The sequence below is a fragment of the Arthrobacter sp. GmRoot5-12 genome (assembly GCF_059739365.1).
Genome location: NZ_AP046056.1, coordinates 1023739 through 1048848, shown reverse-complemented (window position 1 = coordinate 1048848; position 25110 = coordinate 1023739). Strand labels below are relative to the sequence as shown.

Here is a 25110-nt window from a genome sequence, read left to right as displayed (position 1 = left end):
CCCGGCACCAGCGTTCCAACGGATCACCGGCTGCCGCCTCGTCCCGTCCCTGGTGGTCCCGCGCCAACAACGGTAGTAACCCGATAGTTCCTGGCCCATCGAAGGGGATAGACCATCATGACTGACCTGAGTGCTTCTGAAAACGCAGCTGTAAACGAACGCAGCATCCGGGATTGGGCAGACCTTGCCGAGGAGATGTGGTCCTATCTCACCGGCAAGGGTGCTGCGATCAACTACCAGTTCGTCGATATGACCATTGAAGTTCCACGCGACATCGGCCCGGACGCGCCGCGCGCCACATGGAAGCTCAACGGCGGCCTGCGCGTCACCACCAGCGACAGGGATGCCGCCGGGTCGGACGCGAACCGCGGCTGACGGACATGCCCCAGTACCGTCTGGACGTTGATCTGGACTTCTCCTACACGGACGAGTCCGGTGCCGTCACCTCGGGCAGCGCCAGGGCCGCCGGCACCGAGGTAACAGTGTCCCTGGAAGGCCTGGCGCCGTTGACCGGCGGCGGGCTGCCCTCCCTGGAGGAGATCAAACCGCTGGCGGAGCTGCTGGCCCGCAAGGGGGTGAGCATCACCGTGGCCGGCCCCGGCGGAAACATCCTCAGCCTGGGCAACGTGGCCAGCCCTGCCTCCCAGCGGCTGGTCACGCGTTCCCCCCACATCAAGCTCGGCAAACTCGGCTCCCTGCTGCCGTTGGTCCGCCAGGGCAGGCGGAGGCCCAAAGGAATGCGGCTGCTGCCGCCGTCGACGCCCTTGCCGCTGGTGCCCACTGTCCAGCGGAAGATCACCCGCCGCATCACCACCACCCACTACGCCAGGGGCGGTGGCCGGCCGCGGCTGATCTTTGTCCAGGACGCCGCCACCTGGACCGGGCAGATTCCGCGGGAGGTGGCCCTCACGGCAGACGTTACAACGATAGGGAGCGGCGCAGGCGCGGACGTCCGGCTCGAGGGCCTGGCGGAGCTGCACGCCGAAATCAGGCACGACGGGCAGGATGAATACGTCCTGGTACCGAACGGTCCCGTCAGCGGCAGCGTCTCCCGGACGGGACCATCCGTCCTGCGGACCGGGGCAAGGATCCAGATGGGGCAATGGTGCCTGGCCTTCTTCCGGGAGGAATTTGCGGACCACGGCCGTCCCTACGGCGGCCGCAGCGGCGGGGAACTGGCCTACGAACGCCCGCAGTTCGATCCCAGAACGGGCACCATGGAGCGCGACAGTTCCGAGGGCGTGACGTGAACGGCGTGCACGCTGCGGGTCAGTCCGCGGCGTGCACGTCCTTGGCGTCCATGATCCGGTAGGCATACCCCTGCTCGGCCAGGAACCGTTGGCGCCTGGCAGCGAACTCCTGGTCCAGGGTGTCCCGTGCCACGAGTGAGTAGAAGCGGGCCGCCCTGCCGTCCTTCTTGGGCCGCAGCAGCCGGCCCAGCCTTTGCGCCTCCTCCTGCCGCGAGCCGAAGGAGCCTGAGACCTGGATGGCCACCGAGGCCTCCGGCAGGTCGATGGAGAAGTTGGCCACCTTGGACACCACAAGGGTCTGCAGCTCCCCGGCGCGGAACGCGTCAAAGAGCTTCTGCCGTACCTTGACGGAGGTATCGCCCTTGATCACCGGTGCCTGCAGCCGCTCGCCCAGATCGTCCAGCTGGTCAATGTACTGGCCTATCACCAGCAGCTGCTCGCCGGCGTGCAGCGCCACCAGCTGCTCCACCACGTGTGTCTTGGATTCGGAGGTGGCGCACAGCCGGTATTTGTCCGCGTCGTCGGCCATGGCGTAGGCCACGCGTTCGTCCTTTGGCAGGTCGACGCGGACCTCCACGCAGTCGGCCGGCGCGATGTAGCCCTGGGACTCGATGTCCTTCCAGGGTGCGTCATACCGCTTGGGTCCGATCAGGCTGAACACCTCGCCCTCGCGCCCGTCCTCCCGGACCAGGGTGGCGGTCAGCCCAAGGCGGCGGCGGGCCTGCAGGTCGGCCGTCATCCTGAAGATCGGTGCGGGCAGGAGATGGACCTCGTCGTAGATGATGAGTCCCCAGTCGTGGCCGTCCACCAGTTCCAGGTGGGGGTAGATGCCGCCGCGCTTGGTGGTGAGCACCTGGTAGGTGGCGATGGTCACCGGCCGGACCTCTTTCAGGGCGCCGGAGTATTCGCCCACTTCCTCCTCTGTAAGGGAGGTGCGCCTGAGCAGTTCGTCCTTCCACTGCCGGGCGGCCACGGTGTTGGTGACCAGGATCAGTGTGGTGGTGGAACCGGTGGCCATGGCCGCGGCCCCCACCAGGGTTTTGCCGGCGCCGCAGGGCAGCACCACCACCCCGCTGCCGCCCGCCCAGAAGTTTTCGCTGGCCAGGCGCTGGTAGGGCCGCAGTTTCCACCCGTCCTCGTTGAGGGAGATCAGGTGCGGCGTGCCGTCCACGTAACCGGCCAGGTCCTCCGCCGGCCAGCCGAGTTTCAGCAGCAGCTGCTTGAGCTGCCCACGCTGGGAGGCATGCACCACCACCGTCTCGCCATCGATCCTTGGACCCAGCAGCGGTGCGATCTTTTTGGCCCGGATCACTTCCTCCAGCACGGGGTAGTCATCGGTCCGCATGACCAGTCCGTGGCGCGGGTCCTTTTCGAGGCGGAGGCGTCCATACCGGGACATGGTCTCCTCGACGTCGATCAGCAGCGAATGCGGAACCGGGAAACGCGAGTACTTCAGCAGCGCATCCAGCACCTTCTCCGCATCCAGCCCGGCGGCCCGGGCGTTCCACAGCCCCAACGGGGTCAGCCGGTAGCTGTGCATGTGCTCGGGCGCCCGCTCCAGCTCGGCGAACGGCGCAATGGCGTGCCGGGCCTCGGTGGCCAGCTCATGGTCCACCTCGAGGAGGATGGTTTTATCGCTTTGGACGATCAGGGGTCCGTCGGTCACGCGGGGAATCCTTTACTGGCGCAGTTCCTCTGCGGCCTCAATGTCGATGATGCGATGGACGGACAGGACCCGCTCGGTGTCCTTGGCAGGATCGAACACGCGGACCCGGCCCCCGCTCACAGAAAGCGGAACAACAATTTCCAGGCTTGCATTCCCCAGATTGTCCACCACGTTCATGTGGATCCGCTGCTTCAGCCGGATGGCCCGTTGCAGTGCCTCAAGCCCCAGCTGGGTTGCTGCCTCGCCGCCGGCGGCGGTACCGGGGTGGTGTCCGACGGCGGGGCCCGGCCGCCGCAGGACGTCCAGCTGGGCGTCAACCTCCTCCGCCGCGGGCGCCATCCGCGGGGCGGTATAGACGGGACGCAGGCTTTCCTGCGGTACGGAAGACCGGCGGACGTGGGCGGCGGGTTCGACGCCGTCCACAGAAGGGGACAGGCCCAGGCTCCGAAGTGCGGCGGCGAGTTCGCGGGGCGGTGCCGACGACGTGAGGACCGTGGGGGAAAGGCGGGCCAGGCCGAGCTGCGCCGCTTTGGGCCCCGCCAGCAACTCGCGGAGTGCGGCTTCATCATCGCTCTGGACAAAGCTTGCGGCCTGGCCCACCCGGAGCTGGCCGTGCCGGGAGGCCGTGTCCTCCACCAGGTACTCCAGCGGCTGGGGGACAGCGGTGGCGGAGTGTTCCCGGAGAAACGCCAGCAGGCCTGCGGCGTCGTAGCCCTCATCGAGTGCCCGTTTGATGGACGTCGCCGAGAAGCGGTAGATGGTGGCCGGGCCCTGCCCCTCGGCGTCCGCCATGACCAGGAGCTTTTCGGTCAGGGCTGGAGCGAGGTAGCCGGGGGCAACGGCGGTCAGGTCTGCCTGCAACAGCACATGGTTCAGGGCTGCCGGCAGGTGCTCGCCAAGGATGGCAAGGGCAGCATCGGGCTGGTCTTCGGCGAACGCGCTTCCGAGTTGGCTCAGCGCACCTGAGCCCACCAGGCCCAGCATCTCCGCCTCGGCGAGGACTCCCCGGATGAGGGAACTGAACCGCCGGGCCATCCGCGGCTGGGACCATTCCGCACGCTGCAGGACCGCGGCGGCATCCAGCACGGGCACGGTGCCGTCCGGTCCTGCAGCTTCGAGCGTGAGTTCGTGCAGGATCTCCAGGATGCGCTTGCGGACCACCGGGGCGTCAGGCCGCTGCGCACCGGCGGACAACGCCGGGATGGTGGCTCCTGACGGTCCCCGGGATGGTGCTGCCGCTGCCGTGTTCATGGGCTGGCCCACCATCGATGGCACGCGCTCGCTGGCCAGCCAGGCGTTGACCAGCCACAGCCATTGTTCCTGCCTCGGCAGTACCAGCCATTCCAGCTGCGGCGGCTGCACCCATGAGGACGAGTCGACGTCGAGGCGGATCAGGCCCGCCAGGCCGCACAGCTCCAGCAGCCGGCCCGTCACGCCCTGGTCGACGCGCAGCTGGTCGGACAGGCGGCGCATCTCGCGTATCCCCACGCCTCCGCTGCGCAGCGTGGCCAGCGGGTTCTCCCTGACGGCATGCAGCAGTTCGGAGACCAGCCGCAGGGTTTCCGAGATGGCGCTGAGCGCTGCATTCCTGCGCAGCGCCGCGGTGGTCCGGCCAAGTTCCGGGACCGGCGGGGACAGGGTGAAGTCGTCGATGATCGCCCCGCCGCGCAGGGCCAGCCCCACGCTGTGCGGCAACTCCACGTGGGCGGCATCCAGCGGAACCAGCAGCCCGCGCGCAAGGAGCCAGTCCACGGGCCCGACGTCGGCACCCTCCGTGGTGACCGACGCTTTCCGTTGCGCCTGGGGGACGGCACCCATGGCCCAGTTGCGGAACCTGGCGAGCAACGCCGTCGTCCGTTCCGGGGCGTTGGCGAGGATGTCCCGCAGTGCCTCGGGGGAGGAGGTCCAATGCTGGAGCGCCAGCGCCGCCTCCATGGGCGTGCTGGCATCGTGGATCGCGAATCCACCGCGGTGCAGTTCGGAGACCAGCTGGACAACCCGCTGGGCGAAGGCCGGCTGCAGGCGGACCAGCTCCGTGTAGCTGCGGCCCAGCCCGGCGGGATAGATTCCCACCACATCCTTGAGGGAGCCGACAGGGAGGTAGTAGTGGTGCCCGGCAGCCTGGGCGGGGGCGCCATGCGGGGGGACCGCAGGATGCGCCAAAGCGAGTTCCTGCAGGGTGTCCATGATCTGTTCGATGACGGCCAGGGATGAACCCCGGATCAACTGGTGCAGGCCCTCCGCCGAGGCGCTGTGCCCGGTGTCCGTGTTGGTGCACAGATGGAGGGTCTCAAGCACCTGCATCTGCGGCCGGGTGAGGCGCTCCAGCGCACGCTGGACGCTGACCCGTGAACTGGCACGCGCCGCCAGCGCGGCGAAGTCCGGAACAGAGGGGGAAATGAGGTCCGGCCGCGCGGCGAACAACACGCGCAACGAGTCGTCGCTGCGCGCCTCCAGGTCCTTGCCGAGCGCTCGAATGAGGGACATCAGTCCAACGTTACCGCGGCTCCCGCTTCCCCGCCCGCCGCCGGGCGGCAACGCCGTCCAGGACCACCAGGAGCATCAGGATGAAGGCCGCCGGCAGGCCGTAAAGGGCCGAGTAGGTGACCCAGGCGGGGGCGACCGTGTTGGCGAAGGCAAGCGCCATCACAGTTCCCACAGCAATGAGGGACAGCACGGCTATAACAGCGGCGAGGACCATCAGCGGCCGCCGGTAACGCAAGGGAGTCATGGACGTAACGCTACAGCGGCAGCAGCGCCGCAAGTGAAAGCACCGGGAGCTTGCGCCCGGGGCGGAACGGTGCGGCCGGAAGCGTGATTAGGGCACGCGGCAGGATAACCTTGAAGGATACAGACCAACACGGTTTGCGCTGGCCATACCTTGAACCCGCACAACAATGCGGACGCGGTGGCAGCCGGCCGTGTCTCATGACAGCAGAACGAAGAAGGTTGATTACGTGCCTACCGGCAAGGTCAAGTGGTATGACAAGGACAAGGGCTTTGGGTTCCTCGCGGGCGAAGACGGCCAGGAGGTCTTCCTGCCCAAGTCGTCGCTGCCCGAGGGCGTGACGGAACTGAAAGCGGGCACCCGGGTGGAGTTCGGGGTTGCGGACGGCCGCAAGGGCGCCCAGGCCCTGGGCTTGCGGGTGCTGGACAAGACCCCGTCCATCGCCAAGGCCAAGCGCCCCAGCGCGAAGGACCTCGCCCCGCTGGTTCAGGACCTGGTGACCGTCCTGGACAACCTGTCCGGAACCTTGTCCAAGGGCAAGTACCCGGACGGCAACAAGGGCAAGGCCATTGCTGCCGCCCTGCGTAAGGTTGCCGACGAGCTGGACGTTTAGGCTGCCCATGGACCCCCAACCTGATCAGCCGGGCACGCCAGTGCAGGAGCAGGCTGCCAAGACCCAGCCCAAGCGCAAGGCAGGCGTGCCCGTGTGGCGCACGGGCAAGCCCGATGCTTTCCTGGCCGCGGCGGTGGACACCGCCCGGGCTGCAGTGGAGGGCATCACTCCGGCCGGCACCATCGGGCCGCACCTGGCAGCCAAGAGCGAGGGCGACCGGCTGGTCACGCACCTGTTCGAATCCCGGCTGCCCGGCTATGTGGGCTGGCAGTGGTATGCGGTACTGACCCGTAACTCGCGCTCCAAGGTGGTCACGGTCAACGAGTTGGGCCTGCTGCCGTCCGGGGACTCCGTCCTGGCCCCGGAGTGGGTGCCGTGGGCCGAACGCGTCCGTCCCGAGGACGAACAGCAGCAGGAGCCGGAACAGCAGGAACCGGAACAGCAGGAGCCCGGGCAGGGGACCCCGGATGGGCTTCGGGCAGCGGAGCGGGAACCCGGGGATGAAGGGCCGGCCGACGACGGCGCGGAGCCTGACGCCGAAACAAGGACTTCCTGACCACAAACAAACGGCGCCGTCCGGGGGAAACCCGGGCGGCGCCGTCGTGCTTTAACTGTGGTTACTTGCGCAGCTCGGGTTACTTGCGCAGCTCGCCCACCACGTAGTCGATGCTGGCCAGCAGGGCGGAGACGTCGCTGGGCTCGATGGCCACGAAGGTGGCGATGCGCAGCTGGTTGCGGCCCAGCTTCCGGTAAGGCTCGGTGTCCACGATGCCGTTGGCGCGCAGGACCTTGGCCACGGTGGCGGCATCAATCGATTCGTCGAAGTCGATCGTGGCGATCACGTTGGAGCGTTCCTCGGGCTTGGCCACGAACGGGGTGGCGAAGCCGGACGCTTCCGCCCAGCTGTAGATGCGGCCGGCTGAATCGGCCGTCCGTGCAGCCGCGAAGTCCAGGCCGCCGTTGGAGTTCAGCCACTGGACCTGGGCATTCAGCGTCACCAGCGTGGACAGCGACGGGGTGTTGTAGGTCTGGTTCAGGCGGGAGTTATCGATCGCGGTCTGCAGGTCCAGGAAATCCGGGATCCAGCGGCCGCTGGCCTTGATGCGCGCGGCGCGTTCCAGCGCTGCGGGGGAGAACAGGCCAAGCCAGAGGCCGCCGTCGGAGGCAAAGTTCTTCTGCGGGGCGAAGTAGTAGACATCGCTCTCGGCAACGTCCACGTCCAGTCCGCCGGCCGCCGATGTGGCGTCCACGAGGACCAGTGATCCCTCGTCGGCTCCGGCTACCCGCTTGACGGGGGCGGCGACGCCGGTGGAGGTCTCGTTCTGCGGCCAGGCGTAGACGTCCACGCCGGCCTCGGCCTTGGCTGCGGGCCGGGTGCCGGGCTCGGACTTGATGATGGAGGAGGCTTCCAGGAAGGGCGCCTTGTTGGTGGCGGCGGCGAACTTGGACCCGAACTCACCGAAGGACAGGTGCTGGGCCTTCTTCTCCACGAGGCCGAAGCTCGCGATGTCCCAGAAAGCCGTGGAGCCGCCGACGCCGAGGACCACCTCGTAGCCTTCCGGGGCGCGGAAGAACTGGCTCAGCCCTTCACGGACCGCTCCGACCAGGTTCTTGACCGGGGCCTGCCGGTGCGATGTGCCAAGGATCGTCTTGGAAGCTGCTGCCAGCGCGTCGATCTGCTCCTGCCGGACCTTTGACGGGCCGGCTCCGAACCGCCCGTCCTGGGGCAGGAGGTCGGCGGGGATCGTGATGCTGGTGTCGCTCACAGGTGCTCCAATTCGGCGGGGACAAAAGTTTGGTCCGGAAGGGCGGGCGGTCGGTGGCCGGCAGCGCCGGTGGCTGCGCTGCGGGCCATTCCCATTCTGCCTGAACCGCCGCCGGGGGCGGGAGCCAGGCCCGTCATAGTCCGGACAGTGAGACGTGCCGTCCCCGCGCAGCCCCTCGGGGCGCGGCTATTCGGACAAAGTCAAAATAGGCTAAGCTTTCCCCCGGACTACTTTGCGCGAAGAGGCGATACGGTGGGACAACGCAAGGTACTGCGCTCGAGGAGCTGAGCTGGATGACGGATCTGATCGACACTACGGAGATGTACCTCAGGACCATTCTGGAGCTTGAGGAAGAAAACATCGTTGCCCTTCGGGCCCGTATCGCCGAGCGTCTGCGCCACTCCGGTCCCACCGTTTCCCAGACCATCGGCCGCATGGAGCGGGACGGGCTGGTGGTCGTATCCGGCGACCGGCACCTGGAACTCACGGACACGGGCCGCAAGCGCGCCACGGAGGTCATGCGGAAGCACCGGCTGGCCGAACGCCTGCTGGCAGACGTCATTGGCCTGGACTGGGCCTACGTCCACGACGAAGCCTGCCGCTGGGAACATGTCATGAGCGAGCGCGTTGAGCGCCGCATCTACGAGATGCTGGACCACCCCACCGAGTCGCCGTACGGCAACCCCATCCCTGGCCTTGCGGCGCTGGGCGGCCAGGCGGGGCCCGGCTTTGCCGACGGCGCCATCAGCCTGGTGGAAGCGATGAAGAATTACGGGCCCGCCTCCGGAGTGACCATCAGCCGCCTGGCGGAGCCGATCCAGGTGGAACCGGAACTGCTGGCGCAGCTGGACGAGGGCGGTATCCGGCCGGGTGCCGCCGTGGCGCTGGAACGCGTGGGCGAATACATCTCCGTGCGGGTCCCTGGAATCGAAGGCGCATTGGAGCTGCCGCCCGAGGTTGCCGCCCACGTCTTTGTGGCCATCAGCCAGCCCTGATCGGGGCGCCCATACCCCACAGAGGGGCAACCACGCAAAGGTAACGGAATTGTTACCTAGGGTCTTAAGCCCCTATAGTGGAACCAAGCGTTGATACATAAGCGTTACCTGATCCGGAGCCGAGCTCTGCCAGCGGGCCAGGTGCACGAGTCGTTACTGGCAGAGGCGGGGGAACCACAAGCGGCAGCGGGGGACTGCCTTGGGGTGAAGTCCGTCAGCAGCAAGCCTCTCCAGTGAAGGATTCTTCCGGGAATACCCCCTGTGCAGAAGCTTGCCTAAGGCGGACCGGGTCTTTGATCTCTCTGACCCGAATCCGACAGCTAACTCCGCAGGCTTCTTCCAGAGAGGAACCCTTCTTGACCATGCAGACCTCCCGGGGCCGCCGCCGCGCGGCCGGCCCCCCTTCGGCACCCCGGGTTGCCGAAGTTGTCGCAGCGGAGCGCCCCCGCGACCTGCATCGTGACGCGCGCCGCCGCCGGGGTCCCTTCCGGCAGATGACGGAGTTTGCCGCCGCCAGCGGTATTGGCCAAAAAGCCGGCATTGCCCTTGCCGCCACAGGCCTGGTGCTGACGGTCACGGTGCCCGCCACGAGTCCCGTCATGGCCACGGATGCCGCCGGCAGTGCCCCCATGGCCGCGTCCGCCGTCAGCCCCCAGCCCCAGATCTCGGCCGATGTCGGAGCACAGATCGACTTCAGCCGGTCGGCCGTGGTGACCCAGGCCGACCCGGACGGGAAGCTGAAGCAACTCCTGAGCGCCCAGTCCGCCGGCTCCGTCACGCGTGCCGCTTCGGCCGGCACCCTGGCTGCACCCCTCGCCTCCCTCACCACCGCTTCCCCCTTCGGCTACCGGGTCAGTCCGATCACCGGAGGCTCCGGAGACTTCCACCGGGGCCAGGACTTCGTGGCGCAGTGCGGGACCTCGGTCCTGGCCGCCGCGACAGGTACCGTGACCTTTGCCGGCTGGCACCAGTTCGGTGGCGGAAACCGCGTGGTCATTGACCACGGCAACGGGCTGGAGACCACCTACAACCATCTCTCGTCCTTCAACGTCAAGGTGGGCCAGACCGTCTCCCGCGGGGACGTGGTGGCACTGAGCGGTACCACGGGCGCATCCACTGGCTGCCACCTCCACTTCGAGGTGCAGGTCAATGGCGAAGTTGTCGATCCCATGGGCTGGCTGTAGCCAAATGGTTGCCCGCTCTCACATGTCCGCGACGCGCCGTGACCTGAATGTGACATTGAAGCAAAACTGCTGTACCGTCTAACTCGCGTCAACTTTTCCGAAGTTGACGCTCTTGAGTGGATTGCCTAACTCTGCCACCGCTCAAGGTCCGTTCGCATTTCATCGTCTGGCAGGGGCGGGGGAACCAATTTTGGCCTTCATGTTCAGAAGGCCTTGGGGTTAAGTCACAAGCTTCCCAGGAAGCAGCGTGGCCGGGTGACTCCCATCCGAATCCGACAGCTCACCTCGCAGGCATTGGGAGAGGCTACCTTCGTGTCTTCACGCCATCATTCTGCGCGCCACCGTGCGCAAACGGTTCGCACCAACCCCCTGGACGCCATGTCCAAGGCCGTCAGTGCAAATGCCGGGACCGTAGGCCGCCAGGCTGCCGTTGTGGCAGCGGCTTCCGGCCTCATCCTGAGCATGGGCCTGCCCGCCACGGCAGCTGACACCACGGCCGGTGTCTCTGCCTCCACCGAGTCCGGCTCGTCCCAGGCAGCCCTCGCTGTCACGGCCGCACCCACGGCCACGGTGTCCTTCGAGCGTCCGGTCGTCAAGACCACCGCTGCTCCGAAGGTGGAAGCGGTGCGTACCCAGTCCACGGCCTCGGCGAACCGCGCCACCACTGCAGGCCAGGAGGCGTCTCCGGCCGCCAAGACGGCGGAGACCGTATCCGCTGCGGCAACCTCGGGCATCGCTGCCATCGCCTACACCGGCATCGGCCACTCCTACGTGTGGGGCGGCACCAGCCCGGTCACCGGCTGGGACTGCTCCGGGTTCGTGCAGTGGGTTTACGCCCAGGCCGGAATCAGCATCCCCCGCACCAATGCGTGGAGCATCATGACTCCCACCTCCACCCCGCAGCCGGGTGACCTGGTTGTCCAGAACGGTGGCGCGCACGTCGGCATCTACGTCGGCAACGGCATGATGATCAGCGCACTCAACCCCTCCCAGGGCACGCTGCTCCACTCGCCTGCAGCCACTGGCACCTCCTCGTACTACCACTACGGCAACTAGTTCTTGGGCTTAACGCTCCAAGGGCTATTTCTTTGCCCAAGGCTTTTTCGCTAGAAACCACATCCCCGTTCGGGACGCGCCGACGTACCCCCAAGATGCCGGCGCGTCCAACAACCTTCGCCTGCCTACAAGCGGTTTGAGGGAAAAACGAAAGAGAGAACTGATGACGACTCGTGCCACCGCACGGCATCGCGCCGAGGTCACCAAAACCAACTCGATCGCTGTTATTGCAAAGGCCGTCAGCGACAACGCAGGCGGCATGGGCCGCCAGGCTGCGGTTATCGCTGCCGCTTCCGGCCTGGTCCTGACCAGCGGCATCGCGGCCAACGCTGCCGACGCCAACGTCAAGCGTGATTCCGCTCCGGCGTCCGCACTGGAAGTTGAATCCGCAATCGACGCCCCGATTTCCGCGGCTTCCACCATCGCCATCAGCTACGAGAAGCCCGCTGTCACCACCACGCCGGCTCCCGTCGCCGAGCCTGAGCCCCAGGTCGAGGTGCAGGAAGCTGCTCCTGCCGCCGAGCCCGTTGCGGCTCCCAAGGTCACCGCCAAGGTTGCCACCGCTGCTGCTCCGGCCGCTCCCGCTGCCCAGGCTTCCGCCAGCGGCAAGGGCGCTGCAATCCTCTCGGCCGCCTACGCCCAGCTCGGCGTTATGCAGGACTGCACCATGCTGGTCACCAACTCGCTGGCCGCCGTCGGCATCCACTTCCATGACTGGCCCGCCGGCTACCTGTCCCTGGGCCGCACCGTGAGTGCAGCCGAAGCGCAGCCGGGCGACCTGATCTACTACGCTGACGGCGGCGCGGGCATGGCCCACATTGCTGTCTACGCCGGAAACGGCATGGCAGTCCACGGCGGCTACAACGGAAACCAGACTGTGGTCTTCAGCGCAAACGTGGGTTCCGGCCCCGTGTTCATCCGCGTCAACTAAGCATCCCAAGGCAGGCCTGAACGGCCGCAGGCCTGGCAATGCCCCCAAGGACCCCCGCCATCCCGGTGGGGGTCCTTCGCGCTTAATCGGCCCGCGCCGCCCGCGGCCGACCCTCCCGCGGTGTCCAGCCGTTGTCCTGCTCCAGAGTGGCGATTACCCGATTCTGCACTTCTTTGTTTACTCTTGTGATGTCGATCCATAGCCCGGACATGCCGAGGGCAGCCGGCCCTCGTGCCCCTGACGGGTGCGGCCGTGAAGAGGTAAGTGCATGCGCACTCTCGTTCTGAATGCTGGATATGAACCGCTGGCGGTTATTACTTTCCGCCGGGCGCTGGTGCTTGTGCTCACAGGCAAGGCAAGTGTGGTGGCCGAAGGTGACGACCCCGTGGTGGGCCCTACTGACATTCTGGGCCGCCCGTCCGTGATCCTCCTCAACCGCTACATCCGGCCCCGGTACAACCACTCCACGGCCGTCAGCCGCAGGGGCGTACTCCGGCGCGACGGGCATAAATGCGCCTACTGCGGGAAAGCGGCGCACACCATTGACCATGTTCACCCCAAGTCCCGGGGCGGGGCCGATTCGTGGGAGAACCTGGTGGCCGCCTGCCTGCGCTGCAACAACGTCAAGGGCGACCACACTCCAGCGGAGATGGGATGGACCCTGCGGTTCGTGCCCGAACCGCCGCACGGAACCATCTGGCAGATCAAGGAACTGGAGAAGCCCACGCCGGCCTGGGACCCCTTCCTGCTTCCGGAACGCGCCGCCTGACACCCCGCGCTGCCTGAGTTGCCGTGATGCTCCGGTGCGCCGGACGTTCTGACCCGCAGTGCGGCCCCTACGCTGCCGGTCGCTAGGCTGGGGGAGTGGAAGTGAACGGGCTTGCCTTTGATGCCGTGATCCTGGCCGGGGGGAGGTCATCGCGGCTGGGCGGCGTACCCAAGCAGTCGCTCGTCTTCCAAGGCCAAACCCTCCTCGAACGCGCTGTCGCTGCCGCCGCGGGGGCCCGGCATGTGGCAGTTGTGGGCGAGATGGCTTCCCTGCCAATCTGGCCTCCCAACCTGCTGAGCTGCAGGGAGCAGCCGCACTTCGCGGGCCCGGCGGCAGCCATAGCGGCCGGGCTGGATGCGCTGGCGGACATCGGCGAGGGTGCGCCCTACCTCTTGGTGCTGGCCTGCGACATGCCGCTGGCATCCCAAGCGGTGGCAGCGCTTCAGGAAGCTTTGCAGATGTCCACGGCGGCCGACCCGGCAAATGTCATGGCTGCCGAAGGCGACCGCCCACAGCCACTGGTGGGTTTTTACCGCACGCCTGAGTTAACAAAGGCGTGCAGGGACCTCGCTGCCCGCGGGGCGCTGGTCAACGGCTCTGTCAGGTCGCTCCTTGCTAATCTGGACGTGCAGCTTGTCACAGTCCCTGCCGGGTCCACCTCCGATGTGGATACCTGGGATGACGCTGCCGCGCTGGGGATTGCCGCCGGGAACCAGAGCGAACGCCAGGACCGGCAGACGGGCGGAGCAAACGTGGGAGGCAATTCGTGAAGAGCCAGGACGAAACTCTGGAAGAGTGGTGCAGGGCACTTCTCCAGGCGTACAAGCTTGAGGACGTCCAGGTGGACGTCAACGCGGTGCTGGCGCTTGCGGGCGTCGCCGCCCATGCTGTGGTCCGGCCAGCCGCTCCGCTCACCACTTTCATCGCCGGGTTCGCTGCGGGCCTGGCTTCGGCTCCCGGCAGGGAGATGGACGCTGAATCAATGGATGCGGCCCTGGCCGTTGCCCGCACCCTGGCAAAGGACTACGAGGCTGAGGCTGCCGCCGGGACTCCCGGCGAATGACCGCTGAACCCCAAAGCGATCCGGAAGCGCCACCTGGCAGCGAAGCGGAAGGGCCGGCCGGCATAGCTGGACCCGGACCCACTGGACCCGGACCCACTGAACCCGGAACCACTGACTCCGGCGCAGTCCAAGCCGGGACGGCGGAAGCAGGGCATGCGGGCCAGCACCATGCCGCCCACACGTGGGAAGAGGCCCGGCAGGCGGCGTTCGACGCCGCAACCCCCATTCCTCCCGGACCAGTGGCACTGCGTATCGCGTTGGACCGCAAACTGGACCAGGACATTGTGGCCCTCCAGGACATGCCCCACTATGCGTCCTCGGCCATGGACGGCTGGGTAGTCAACGGAAGCGGCCCCTGGATCCCGGTGGAACCCGGCACCCGGCTGGCACCGCACCAGGCCAGCCCCATCGCCACCGGCGGCCTGATTCCTGCAGGCGGCAAGGCAGTTCTTCGCACCGAGAGCGCAGTCCTTGGCCAGGACGATGAAGGACTCCCACTCCTGATGACCGGAGGCAAGGCCCGCCCGGGCGAGCCCCGCGCGGGAGAGCACATCAGGAAAGCCGGGGAGGAAGCCCTGGAAGGGGACATCCTGGTCAAGGCGGGGGTGGAGCTCAATCCCGCCCACCTGGCACTTGCCGCGCTGGCAGGCTACGACGATGTGCAGGTCCAGGGAAAGCCCGTGGTGCGCCTGGTCCTGACAGGGTCCGAAGTGGTGGAACGCGGCACGCCGGCCCCGGGCCAGGTCCGCGACACCTTCGGCCCGCAGCTGCCGGACGTCGTCGCCATGCTGGGCGGCATACCCGGCGGGCAGCAGCGAATCGGCGACTCCTATGACGAATGGCTTTCGGCGCTCGAAGACGTACTGCCGGACGTGCCGGACGCGCCGGACCTGCCGGCCGACGTCGTCATTACTACCGGTGGCACCGGGCGCTCGGGAACGGACCACCTCCGCAGGGCAGTGGCCGAACTCGGCGGCCGGCTCATCATCGATGGCGTGGCCATGCGGCCCGGCCACCCCGCCGTGCTCGCCGAACTGCCCGACGGACGCTTCGTTTTGGGGCTTCCCGGCAACCCGCTCGCGGCCATGATGGCCCTTTCCACTGTGGGGGCCCCGCTGCTGGCCGCACTGGGGCACCGTCCCATGCCGGCGGTGGAGGAGGTGCCGTGCGGGACCATGATCGAGCCGGACCCCGGGCGTACCCGGCTGATGCCGTTCCGGCTGCTGTACGGCATGGCGTCCCCGGCGCAGCATACGGGGCCAGGGATGATGCGCGGGCTCGCCGCCGCGGACGGTGTGCTGGTAGTGCCACCGCACGGCGTGCAGCTCGGCGAGCCGGTGCCCGCGTTCGCCCTGCCATGGGGGCCGCCAATACCTCCTACCCAGGACGGCCCGGCCAAAGCCAAGCCAAGAAGTGCCGCACGGACAGGCCAGCCCAAGGGTAAGCCGGCACCCAGCGGACCCGTGGACTGGAGCGCCCTCCTGGGCTGAGGCGGCCCCTGTTGGTGCCATGATGGAGTAATGAACAAGCAGGGTGGAACATGGGACGCGTAACCCAGCGCCGCAAGGTGCACAAGTATGTCCTGGACGGTTCGCCGGGAGCCCTGGAGTACCCGGTCCGCCACCGCGAAGACGTCCTCGCCGTCGAGGAACCGCTGGAGATCCGGCTGGGAAAGCTTTCCTATTCGGTCACCATGCGAACCCCGGGGGACGACTTTGACCTGGTGGCTGGATTCCTGGTGTCCGAGGGGGTCATATGGGCCCCCGAACAGCTGGTTTCGCTGCGATTCTGTGCCGGCGAGGACGAGAACGGTGTCCAGACATTCAACGTGGTGGAGGCCCAGCTGCGGCCGGATGTGCCAGTTCCCGACACCGGCCGCAACGTCTACACGTCCAGCTCCTGCGGCATCTGTGGAACGGACTCCATCGAAGCTGTCCAAAAGTCCTCCCACTTCAGCCCCCGGACGGACCCGTTGACTGTGGACGCGGAAGTCCTGGCCGCCCTGCCGGGGATGCTGCGGAAGTCCCAGCGTGTCTTCGAGGACACCGGCGGCGTGCACGCGGCAGGCCTGTTCAGGATCGATGACGACGGCGAGCCGCAGCTCCTGTGCCTGCGTGAGGACGTGGGACGCCACAATGCCGTGGACAAGGTGGTGGGCTGGGCACTGCGCGAGGGCCTCCTGCCTCTTACCGGAACCGTCCTCCAAGTATCTGGCAGGGCGTCCTTCGAGCTGGTCCAGAAAGCATCCCTTGCGGGCATTCCCGTCCTGGCTGCCGTGAGTGCCCCTTCCAGTCTTGCCGTGGAACTGGCCGAGGCGAACGGCTTGACGCTGGCGGGTTTCAGCCGGCACACCAGTTTTAACGTCTACGCCGGGGTCTCGCGGATCCTGCGCCCTGCACCAGCCGTGCCCAGTGGCTAGGGGGTCAATGCAAGGCTGGGACGTGCCTGCCCCGGGCAGGGGGTTGGATGCAATGCTGCCGGAGGGTAGATTTGTCCATCGAATGGACGCGATGATCCAGCCCCGAGCCTAAAGAGGACTTATTTTGCATGACGACCGCAGGATCACGGAAGTCCGCTTGGCCAGGTTTGTGCGCGAGCGCATCGCCCCTGCCGTCTACAGCCGGACGGTCCCGCTTGCCCTGAGCAGTTGGGAGGCCCCCGGTGAACCGGTCCCCGCGCTCGAAGCGATGCGGCAGGAGTTCCAGCCGCAGGAGCACGGCTCCGCCTGGGGCCGGCCGTGGGGGACCACCTGGCTCCGGCTGCAAGGGGAGGTGCCGGAATCCTGGGGCGGCGGCCCGGAAACCACCGTGGAGGTGGTGGTGGATCTTGGGTTCACCACCGAAGCGCCCGGGTTTCAGTGCGAGGGCATCGCCTGGCGGCCTGACGGGACCATCATCAAGGCCATCTCACCCCGCAACCAGTACATTCCCCTGAAGCTGCTGGGCGGCGGCATGGCCGTGGACTTCTACGTGGAGGCGGCCGCGAACCCGGACATGGCGCAAGGCTGGACCTTTGCCGCCACCCCGCTGGGAGACAAGGCGACCGCCGGGGGAGCACCCCAGTACCGGCTGGGCAACATCGCCATCGCTGAACTCAACCAGTGCGTGTGGGAACTCCAGCAGGACGTGTGGACGCTGGCCGGCCTCATGGAACAACTCCCCCTGGAGCTTCCCCGCCGCCATGAGATCCTCCGGGCCTTCGAACGCATGATGGACGTGATGGACCCTGACGATGTTGCCGGGACCGCGCCGGCAGGACGGCAGGAGCTCGCCGAAGTCCTTGCCCGCCCCGCCTACGCATCCGCGCATCAACTGGTTGCCACGGGCCATGCCCACATCGACTCGGCCTGGCTCTGGCCGGTCCGTGAAACCATCCGCAAATGCGCCCGGACGTTCTCCAACGTGGTGGCACTGATGGATGAAGACCCGAATTTTGTCTTCTCCTGTTCGTCCGCGCAGCAGCTGGCATGGATCAAGGAGCTGTACCCGGAGCTGTACAGCCGGATCCGGGAAAAGGTCCGGGCAGGCCAGTTCGTGCCCGTCGGCGGCATGTGGGTGGAATCGGATACCAACATGCCCGGCGGCGAAGCCATGGCGCGGCAGTTCGTGGAGGGCAAGGGCTTCTTCCTGGCGGAGTTCGGCATTGAGTGCAGGGAGGCGTGGCTCCCGGACTCGTTTGGATACAGTGCCGCCCTGCCCCAGATCGTGAAAGCCGCGGGCAGCCGCTGGTTCCTTACCCAAAAGATCTCCTGGAACCAGACAAACAGGATGCCGCACCACACCTTTAATTGGGAGGGAATCGACGGCACCCGGCTGTTCACCCACTTTCCGCCAGTGGACAGCTACAACTCGGACCTCAGCGGCAGGGACCTTGCCCACGCCGAGCGCAACTACCGGGACCACGGCCGCGGAACGGTGTCGTTGGTGCCTTTCGGCTATGGCGACGGCGGCGGCGGACCCACCCGCGAAATGCTTGCGGCGGCTGCCCGCACCGCGAATCTGGAGGGATCGCCCAGGGTCAGGATCGGCTCTGCGGAGAGTTTCTTCCGGCAGGCCGAGGAAGACTACCCGGCACTGCCTGTCTGGGTGGGCGAAATGTACCTGGAGTTGCACCGCGGCACGTACACCAGCCAGGCGCGGACCAAGAAGGGCAACCGGCGCAGCGAGCACCTGCTGCGTGAAGCGGAACTGTGGTGTTCCACGGCTGCAATCCGGTCGGCCGGCGCATACGACTATCCGGATGCCGAGCTCAAGCGGCTCTGGCAACTGGTACTGCTGCAGCAGTTCCACGACATCCTTCCCGGCAGCTCCATTGCCTGGGTCCACCAGGACGCCGAGCGTAACTACCAGGCCATCGAAAAGGCGCTTGAAGCAATCATCAGCCAGGCAGCTGCCGCCATGCTGGGCTCCGGGGACCGGCAGTTCCTGCTTAACGCTGCGCCGCACGCAAGGAATGGAGTGCCCGCCCTTGCGGCAGCGGAACCAACGCCGCTCCCTGGGCCGGTGCTCGCCACGCCACACCACGGCGGCTACATCCTGGACAACGGGATTATCCGGGTCGAGGTGGACGCCGATGGACTCCTCGCGTCCCTGCGTGACTACGCCACCGGACGAGAGGCCATCGCCCCTGGCCAGCGCGGCAACCTGCTGGAACTGCACCGCGACACCCCCAACGAATGGGACGCCTGGGACATCGACGAGTTCTACCGCCGCAATGTCACTCCGCTGGTCCACGCGGAGTCGGTCCGGCTGGCCAATGCAGACGGCAGCGCCGTGGTGGTGGTGGAACGGCTGGCAGGGAGCTCGCCGCTGACCCAGCGCATCACATTGGCCCCCGGCAGCCCGTCACTGGAAATCACCACGGCCGTGGACTGGCAGGAGCGCGAAAAGCTGCTGAAACTCGGCTTTGCCCTCGACGTGCGGGCAGACCGGTCAGCTGCCGAAACACAGTTCGGCCACGTCTTCAGGCCCACCCACACCAACACCTCCTGGGAAGCCGCGAAGTTCGAAATCTGTGCCCACCGGTGGATCCACGTGGGGGAGCCCGGTTACGGGGTGGCGGTGGCCAACTCCTCCACGTACGGCCACGACGTGGGCAGGAGCATCAGGGAATCCGACGGCGGAACCACCACTACGGTGCGCCTGTCCCTGCTGCGGGCTCCTAAGTTCCCCGACCCCGACGCCGACCGCGGACACCAGGAGTTGACGGTGACCGTCCGCCCAGGTGCTGACATTGCGGCCGCCGTCCAGGAAGGGTACCGCACCAACCTGGCGCCCCGGCTGGTCAGCGGCGGCACCGCGGTGGAGCCGCTCTTCTCCGTCAGCAATCCGGCCCTGGTCATTGAAGCGGTGAAGCTGGCCCAGGACGGGTCGGGCGATGTGGTGGTCCGGCTCTATGAATCGTTGGGGCAGCGGTCCGTGGGAACTCTCACAGCCAACTTCCCTGTCAATGGCGTGGTGTCGACGGATCTCCTGGAGCGTGCCGCCGAGGCGCCCGGAATTGTTCCGGCAGATACCGGTGCCGAGCTCGCGCTCCGGCCGTTCCAGTTGGTGACATTGAGGTTTGCCAGGAAATAGGATCAGTGTCCCTTGGGGGCCAGGGTCCTTAAATAGGCTGAGTGGGGGCGGTCCCCAACGATCCGCCACCACTCATCCCCCCAATGCGTGCAAAGGCCCCCGGGGCGGCCTGCGCTTTGGAATTTATCCCCGTTCGAAAACGCTTGGCAGCCCCGCCTTCACACATTCATGATTGTTTCACATTCTAATGATTTTGTGAAAGCTCACGAAGGTCACATTTCGGTAGATGTCCTCCGGCGTGCCGCAGTCCGCCGGTTAACCACCCTCGAGGCCCAGATCAGGGCCAGCCCAACGACGAAGCACAGCACGGCCGTGTAGTTGATGATGAATTCTATCTGGCCGAGGCTGGGCGGGATAAGAGGGAAGAGCAGCGTAAGGGCCACCGCCACTCCGCCCAGGGCCAGTAACGCAGCGGCGATGCGTACCAGGACCGGCAGCCGTTCCCGCACTGCCCGCACCATGGCCGGCACGAGGACCAGGGCGACGAAGGCGGGATAGGCGCGTCCAGCCGCACCGTAGTACTCAACCAGCGCGAAATGACGCGCATCCTTACCCGAGATGGCGCTTAGTCCTGCCGATGACCCGGCGGTGTCCATGGAGAAGAACAGTGAAATCACGACAGCCGAGACAGCGAGCAGGACGATGATGCCGGCCCTTCCGGTTATGAGACGGTAGGCACTGCCGGCACCGAAGCCCCTGGAAATGCGGATACCCATGAAGAAGATGGCGCCGAAAATGACGAAGCGCAGCAACAGGTTTGCCAGGTTGATCCCGCCCAGCGCCTGGTCGATGACGATGTACGGCCCCTGGATGCTCAACAGGATGGCCAAGGTCATCAAGGCAAAGATGCCGAAAAGGGAGCGGTTTTCTCCTCTGAGTGTGCTGGGGACGCGGGCCACCGCAATAAGGGCGCAAATGGCCAGCGTGCTCCATTGAAGGGTTTCGATCATCCCAGGTTCTCCCAAATCTTTTCTGTCTGCGCTTGGTCCTGCTCCTGGCGGCGCAGTACTTTGCCCATTGCCTGAAGCCGGTCTCCAGCAAGGGCTGTGAGTTCTCCGTCGGTGAGGCTGTCCAGCGCCGCCTGCCGGGCACCGGGAGGCCAGCCGGCCTCCTCCTCCGTAATGATTCCCGTGGCCACCAGTCCGCCGGCGGGTCCCACTCCGGCCGCCAATGCCGTCGCTAAGGCGAGCTCCGGGGACAGCCGGTTGGCGGTCAACTGGGCGGAATAGTTTTGCGGCGCCACTCCCGTGGAGGCGGACACGCGGTGCCGGACCTCGCCGTCGTCTACGGCATCGACCCAGTTCTTCACGGAGGTGGCGTGCGGGGCAGGAGTGAGGGCGGGAGAGGCTGCTCCCCGGGCCGCGTCCATTGCGGGGCGGGCCAGGAGCGCCCGCAGGAGGTCCGGCGTGGAAATCTGGCTGACCAGCTCGCTGCGGGTGGGTGGACGCGGCGGGCTTCCCAGGGCGCTGTAGGCGTCAAACCCAGACAGTGCGTCGACGGGGTTGATGTTGTACGCGCGGCTGATGCTGACCACCGTGCTCACGGAGACTTTGCCCCGGACCAGCTGCTGGGCCAGCGTGGTCCGCTTGATTCCGGAGACCCTGCAGACGTCTGCAGTGCTGGCATCTGGCGCGATGCCTTGCAGCCAGCGCTGGAACGCCTTGGCAGGAAGGGTCATGGAGTGCTCTCTGCAGAACGGGTGGTGAGGACGATTTTACCGTGCCGTCCCCGCCCCGGCCGTGCCGCCGATTTTGCCCATGGTCCACCTTCGCCTATAGTTGATGGTCGAGCCCGCTGGTCCGTACACCCCCCAAGTCCGGACCAGCGGGTTCTTCTATGTCCTGCAGCCCCAGCGGCGCCGCGGCCCGGTTTTCGCCGCCTCTGCCGGCCGTCGGCGGCTGTCCGGGCAGCGGCGAAAGGACGATTCGATGACTGCAACCCTTGTTGCAAAGGACATCTCCGGTGGCCACGGCCACCGGGTGCTCTTTTCCGGGCTCTCGCTGACGGTTGCCCCCGGCGACGTGGTGGGCGTGGTGGGTGCCAACGGTGCCGGTAAATCGACGCTGCTGCGCCTCCTGGCCGGTGTCGACCAGCCCCAGCAGGGCTCGGTCAACCTTGCGCCGTCCGATGCCTTCGTTGGATGGCTGCCACAGGAGCACGAGCGCATTGCCGGCGAAACAGTGGCGGCCTACATTGCCCGCCGGACCGGCTGCGCGGAAGCGACCGCCGACATGGAGTCCACCGCGGAAGCACTCGGTTCCGGCGCTCCGGGGGCGGATGACGCCTACGCCCGTGCCTTTGACCGCTGGATGGCCTCCGGCGCCGCTGACCTGGACGACCGTGTCCCGGCGGTGCTGGCAGACCTCGGGCTGGACGCCGGCGCCGATGCGCTGATGACGGGTCTTTCGGGCGGCCAGGCCGCCCGGGTGGCCCTGGCGGCCCTCCTGCTGAGCCGCTTCGATGTGGTGCTCCTGGACGAGCCCACCAACGACCTCGACCTCGCGGGGCTGGCCACCTTGGAGGACTTCGTAACGGGGCTGCGCGGCGGCGTGGTGCTGGTCAGCCATGACCGCGAGTTCCTGGCGCGCTGCGTGACCCGCGTCGTCGAACTTGACCTGGCACAGAACAGTGTGGCTGTCTACGACGGCGGCTACGACGCCTTCCTCGAGGAGCGCGCGGTGATGCGGCGGCACGCCCGCGAGAAGTACGAGGAGTTTGCCGCCACCAAGGCAGACCTGGTCTCGCGGGCACGGACGCAGCGGGAGTGGAGTTCGCAGGGCGTTCGCAATGCCATGAAAAAGAACCCCGACAACGACAAGATCCGGCGCGCCGCCAGTACTGAATCCTCAGAAAAGCAGGCCCAGAAGGTCCGGCAGATGGAATCCCGGATCGCCCGTCTGGACGCGGTGGAGGAGCCCCGGAAGGAATGGCAGCTCCAGTTCAGCATCGGCCAGGCACCGCGCTCCAGCGCCGTCGTCGCCACCTTGCGCAAGGCCGTGGCACGCCAGGGCGACTTCACGCTGGGACCGGTCAGCCTCCAGCTCAACGGCGGCGAGCGCGTGGGCATCACCGGCCCCAACGGCGCCGGCAAATCCACCCTCCTGCGCCTGCTGCTGGGCACCCAGGCGCCGGACGACGGCGATGCCTCCATGGGTGCCTCCGTCGCCGTCGGCGAAATAGACCAGGCCCGCGGGCTGCTGGACGGCGCCCTGCCGCTGGGCGACGCTGTCGAAGCGGTGCTGGCGGACTGGAACAGTGCCGACGTCCGCACGCTCCTGGCCAAGTTCGGCCTCAAGGCGGACCACACGTCGAGGACCGTGGATTCCCTGTCACCGGGTGAGCGGACGCGGGCTGCCCTCGCGCTGCTCCAGGCCCGCGGCGTGAACCTGCTGGTGCTGGACGAACCCACCAACCACCTCGACCTGCCGGCCATTGAACAGCTGGAAGAGGCCCTTGAAAGCTACGACGGAGCGCTGCTGCTGGTCACCCACGACCGCCGGCTGCTGGAAAACGTTCGACTCGACTACCGGTGGCACCTGGAAAACGGCACGGTCCAGGAACTCCACCACACTGCAACCCAGGAGAAACACCCATGAGCATGGACCGCGTAGCCTGGAGTTCGCTCTACAACATCAGCACCGCTAAGAGCGCTTCGAAGCCGTTTTCCAAAGAGACCCTGAAGCGGGTGCTGGCCTTTGCCGCCCCCCACAAGGGGAAGCTCATCGCCTTTGTGCTCTCCTCCATTGCGGCTGCCTTCCTGGCCGTCGCCACCCCGGTGCTTGCCGGCAAGGTGGTTGACGCCATCATCGCCAAGACCGGCGTTGACACGGTCATCTGGCTGGCAGTGCTGATCGCCATCGTGGCCGTCGGTGAGGCCGGGGTGGGGCTCTTGACCCGCTGGCTGTCCTCGACCATTGGCGAGGGCGTCATCGTGGACCTGCGCACGCGGGTGTTCGACCACGTGCAGCGGATGCCCATTGCCTTCTTCACGCGGACCCGCACGGGCGCGCTGGTCAGCCGCCTCAACAACGATGTCATCGGCGCCCAGTCCGCCTTCGCCGGAACCCTTTCCGGGGTGGTGAGCAACTCGGTGGCGCTGGCCCTGACGCTGGCCGTGATGCTCAATACGTCGTGGCTGGTGACCGTCCTTGCCATGGTGCTGCTGCCGATCTTCCTGATTCCGGCCCGGCGCATGGGCTCCAAGCTGGCTGACCTGCGCCGGGAAGCTGCCGCGCACAACGCCGCCATGGGCACCCAAATGACCGAGCGGTTCTCGGCGCCGGGCGCAACCCTGGTCAAGTTGTTCGGGCGTCCTGACGAGGAATCACGCGAATTCGCCGCCCGCGCGGGCCGCGTCCGGGACATCGGCGTCCGCATGGCGATGCTGCAGTTCACCTTTGTCACGGCCCTGACCCTGGTGTCCGCGCTTGCCCTGGCACTGGTGTATGGCCTGGGCGGCTGGCTTGCCCTGGGCGGCCAGCTGGCACCCGGGGATGTGGTGGTGCTGGCACTGCTGCTGACCCGGCTCTACGCTCCGCTCACGGCCCTGTCCAACGCCCGGGTGGAAGTCATGAGCGCCCTGGTCAGCTTTGAACGCGTCTTCGAGATCCTGGACCTGCAGCCGCTGATCCAGCAGAAGCCGGACGCGAAGCCCGTTCCTGCCGGCCCCGTGTCCGTCGAATTCGACAACGTCCGCTTCGCCTACCCGTCCGCGGACAAGGTCTCGCTGGCCTCGCTGGAGGAAGTCTCCACCCTGGACACCCGCGGCGGCGAGGAAGTGCTGCACGGCGTGAGCTTCCGGGTGGAACCGGGCCAGACGGTGGCGCTGGTGGGTTCCTCCGGCGCCGGCAAGTCCACTATCGCCCAGCTGCTGTCGCGGTTGTACGACGTCGACTCCGGCGCAGTGCGTCTCGGCGGCACTGCGCGGGGCACCGGGCTGGACGTGCGGGACGCCACCTTCGATTCGCTGCGGGACACCCTGGGCATGGTGACCCAGGACGGCCACCTGTTCCATGAAACCATCGCGTCCAACCTTCGGCTGGCCAAGCCCGACGCAACCGAAGAGGACATGTGGGACGTGCTGCGGCAGGCACGGCTGGAGACGATGATCAGGTCCCTGCCGGACGGGCTGGAAACGGTGGTGGGGGAGCGCGGCTACCGGCTTTCCGGCGGCGAACGCCAGCGGCTGACCATTGCCCGGCTCCTGATCGCGCAGCCCCGCGTCGTCATCCTCGACGAGGCCACCGCTGCCCTGGACTCCACGAATGAAGCCGCCGTGCAGGCAGCCCTGGGCGCCGCACTCGAGGGGCGGACCGCCGTCGTGATTGCCCACCGGCTGTCCACCGTCCGCGCGGCCGACGCCATCCTGGTGGTCGAGGGCGGCCAAATTGTGGAACGCGGAACCCACACGGAGCTCCTGGCCGCCGGCGGCCGCTACGCCGAGCTCTACCGGACGCAGTTCGCGGAGGCCACCGCCGTGGCCCAGGAGTCCGTCCCCGAGTTTTAGGGTTGAT

Annotated in this window: 22 protein-coding genes and 2 riboswitches; of the genes, 16 read left to right on the top strand and 6 right to left on the bottom strand. The window is 67.1% G+C overall.

Features of this window, described 5'->3' with window-relative positions; genetic code table 11:
- Positions 1–117: 117 nt before the first annotated feature.
- The gene (locus tag AC6JAM_RS04690; protein WP_018769542.1) at positions 118–375 is read left to right on the top strand and encodes a hypothetical protein; all 258 of its coding nucleotides are present in this window, start codon (positions 118–120) and stop codon (positions 373–375) included.
- Between the two features lie 5 nt (positions 376–380).
- Positions 381–1250 (top strand): FHA domain-containing protein, encoded by an 870-nt coding sequence (locus AC6JAM_RS04685; protein WP_224084287.1) that lies wholly within the window; start codon positions 381–383, stop codon positions 1248–1250.
- Positions 1251–1269: 19 nt separating this feature from the next.
- On the opposite strand, the gene AC6JAM_RS04680 is transcribed toward AC6JAM_RS04685, so the two are convergent.
- The 3 genes from AC6JAM_RS04680 to AC6JAM_RS04670 are packed head-to-tail and all read right to left on the bottom strand — an operon-like array spanning position 1270 to position 5647.
- Positions 1270–2916 carry a DNA repair helicase XPB gene (locus tag AC6JAM_RS04680; RefSeq protein ID WP_018769544.1) on the bottom strand — a complete coding sequence of 549 codons (1647 nt, stop codon included), beginning with the start codon at positions 2914–2916 and terminating at the stop codon, positions 1270–1272.
- Positions 2917–2928: 12 nt separating this feature from the next.
- Positions 2929–5403 carry a helicase-associated domain-containing protein gene (locus AC6JAM_RS04675; protein ID WP_497934165.1) on the bottom strand — a complete coding sequence of 825 codons (2475 nt, stop codon included), beginning with the start codon at positions 5401–5403 and terminating at the stop codon, positions 2929–2931.
- A gap of 10 nt (positions 5404–5413) precedes the next feature.
- Entirely contained in the window at positions 5414–5647 is a 234-nt protein-coding gene (locus tag AC6JAM_RS04670) for a hypothetical protein (protein WP_144601288.1), read from the bottom strand.
- Between the two features lie 226 nt (positions 5648–5873).
- Here AC6JAM_RS04670 and AC6JAM_RS04665 point away from each other — a divergent pair, with 226 nt between their 5' ends.
- Positions 5874–6257, top strand: coding sequence for a cold-shock protein (locus tag AC6JAM_RS04665; protein ID WP_018762148.1), 384 nt, complete (start codon positions 5874–5876; stop codon positions 6255–6257).
- 7 nt (positions 6258–6264) lie between these two features.
- Positions 6265–6813: a DUF3027 domain-containing protein gene (locus tag AC6JAM_RS04660; protein ID WP_144601287.1), complete on the top strand. Its 549-nt coding sequence runs from the start codon at positions 6265–6267 to the stop codon at positions 6811–6813.
- Between the two features lie 79 nt (positions 6814–6892).
- On the opposite strand, the gene serC is transcribed toward AC6JAM_RS04660, so the two are convergent.
- Positions 6893–8023 carry a phosphoserine transaminase gene (gene serC / locus AC6JAM_RS04655; RefSeq protein WP_056389141.1) on the bottom strand — a complete coding sequence of 377 codons (1131 nt, stop codon included), beginning with the start codon at positions 8021–8023 and terminating at the stop codon, positions 6893–6895.
- Between the two features lie 293 nt (positions 8024–8316).
- Here serC and AC6JAM_RS04650 point away from each other — a divergent pair, with 293 nt between their 5' ends.
- The 10 genes from AC6JAM_RS04650 (at position 8317) to AC6JAM_RS04605 (ending at position 19597) form a co-directional block, all read left to right on the top strand.
- Entirely contained in the window at positions 8317–9018 is a 702-nt protein-coding gene (locus AC6JAM_RS04650) for an iron-dependent transcriptional repressor DtxR (RefSeq protein ID WP_018769550.1), read from the top strand.
- Between the two features lie 125 nt (positions 9019–9143).
- Positions 9144–9368, top strand: a riboswitch (cyclic di-AMP (ydaO/yuaA leader).
- A 12-nt stretch (positions 9369–9380) separates the two neighbouring features.
- On the top strand, positions 9381–10202 hold the full coding sequence (locus AC6JAM_RS04645) for a M23 family metallopeptidase (RefSeq protein WP_134165667.1): 822 nt from the start codon (positions 9381–9383) through the stop codon (positions 10200–10202).
- Between the two features lie 128 nt (positions 10203–10330).
- Positions 10331–10510, top strand: a riboswitch (cyclic di-AMP (ydaO/yuaA leader).
- A 70-nt stretch (positions 10511–10580) separates the two neighbouring features.
- Complete coding sequence (locus AC6JAM_RS04640; RefSeq protein ID WP_134165666.1) at positions 10581–11258, top strand: C40 family peptidase; 678 nt, start codon at positions 10581–10583, stop codon at positions 11256–11258.
- 163 nt (positions 11259–11421) lie between these two features.
- Positions 11422–12189 (top strand): NlpC/P60 family protein, encoded by a 768-nt coding sequence (locus tag AC6JAM_RS04635; protein ID WP_018769553.1) that lies wholly within the window; start codon positions 11422–11424, stop codon positions 12187–12189.
- Positions 12190–12457: 268 nt separating this feature from the next.
- Positions 12458–12958, top strand: a complete 501-nt coding sequence (locus AC6JAM_RS04630) for an HNH endonuclease (protein ID WP_018769554.1) — start codon at positions 12458–12460, stop codon at positions 12956–12958.
- Positions 12959–13053: 95 nt separating this feature from the next.
- Positions 13054–13728 (top strand): molybdenum cofactor guanylyltransferase, encoded by a 675-nt coding sequence (mobA, locus tag AC6JAM_RS04625; RefSeq protein WP_223993881.1) that lies wholly within the window; start codon positions 13054–13056, stop codon positions 13726–13728.
- On the top strand, positions 13725–14021 hold the full coding sequence (locus AC6JAM_RS04620) for a DUF6457 domain-containing protein (protein ID WP_018769556.1): 297 nt from the start codon (positions 13725–13727) through the stop codon (positions 14019–14021). The genes mobA and AC6JAM_RS04620 overlap by 4 nt, the downstream gene beginning before the upstream one ends.
- Positions 14018–15511, top strand: coding sequence for a molybdopterin molybdotransferase MoeA (locus AC6JAM_RS04615; protein ID WP_223993883.1), 1494 nt, complete (start codon positions 14018–14020; stop codon positions 15509–15511). The genes AC6JAM_RS04620 and AC6JAM_RS04615 overlap by 4 nt, the downstream gene beginning before the upstream one ends.
- 50 nt (positions 15512–15561) lie before the next feature.
- Positions 15562–16440 carry a formate dehydrogenase accessory sulfurtransferase FdhD gene (gene fdhD, locus AC6JAM_RS04610; protein ID WP_495635317.1) on the top strand — a complete coding sequence of 293 codons (879 nt, stop codon included), beginning with the start codon at positions 15562–15564 and terminating at the stop codon, positions 16438–16440.
- Between the two features lie 124 nt (positions 16441–16564).
- Positions 16565–19597, top strand: coding sequence for an alpha-mannosidase (locus AC6JAM_RS04605; protein WP_497934164.1), 3033 nt, complete (start codon positions 16565–16567; stop codon positions 19595–19597).
- A 212-nt stretch (positions 19598–19809) separates the two neighbouring features.
- On the opposite strand, the gene AC6JAM_RS04600 is transcribed toward AC6JAM_RS04605, so the two are convergent.
- Positions 19810–20547 carry a hypothetical protein gene (locus tag AC6JAM_RS04600; RefSeq protein WP_497934163.1) on the bottom strand — a complete coding sequence of 246 codons (738 nt, stop codon included), beginning with the start codon at positions 20545–20547 and terminating at the stop codon, positions 19810–19812.
- A complete protein-coding gene (locus AC6JAM_RS04595) occupies positions 20544–21275 on the bottom strand; it encodes a hypothetical protein (protein WP_144601281.1) in 732 nt (243 codons plus the stop codon). Before AC6JAM_RS04595 ends, AC6JAM_RS04600 begins: the two co-directional genes overlap by 4 nt.
- A 250-nt stretch (positions 21276–21525) precedes the next feature.
- On the opposite strand from AC6JAM_RS04595, the gene AC6JAM_RS04590 reads away from it, so the two are divergent.
- Both AC6JAM_RS04590 and AC6JAM_RS04585 read left to right on the top strand, forming a co-directional pair.
- Positions 21526–23193 (top strand): ABC-F family ATP-binding cassette domain-containing protein, encoded by a 1668-nt coding sequence (locus tag AC6JAM_RS04590; protein ID WP_497934162.1) that lies wholly within the window; start codon positions 21526–21528, stop codon positions 23191–23193.
- A complete protein-coding gene (locus AC6JAM_RS04585; protein ID WP_018769563.1) occupies positions 23190–25103 on the top strand; it encodes an ABC transporter ATP-binding protein in 1914 nt (637 codons plus the stop codon). Before AC6JAM_RS04590 ends, AC6JAM_RS04585 begins: the two co-directional genes overlap by 4 nt.
- Positions 25104–25110 lie beyond the last annotated feature (7 nt).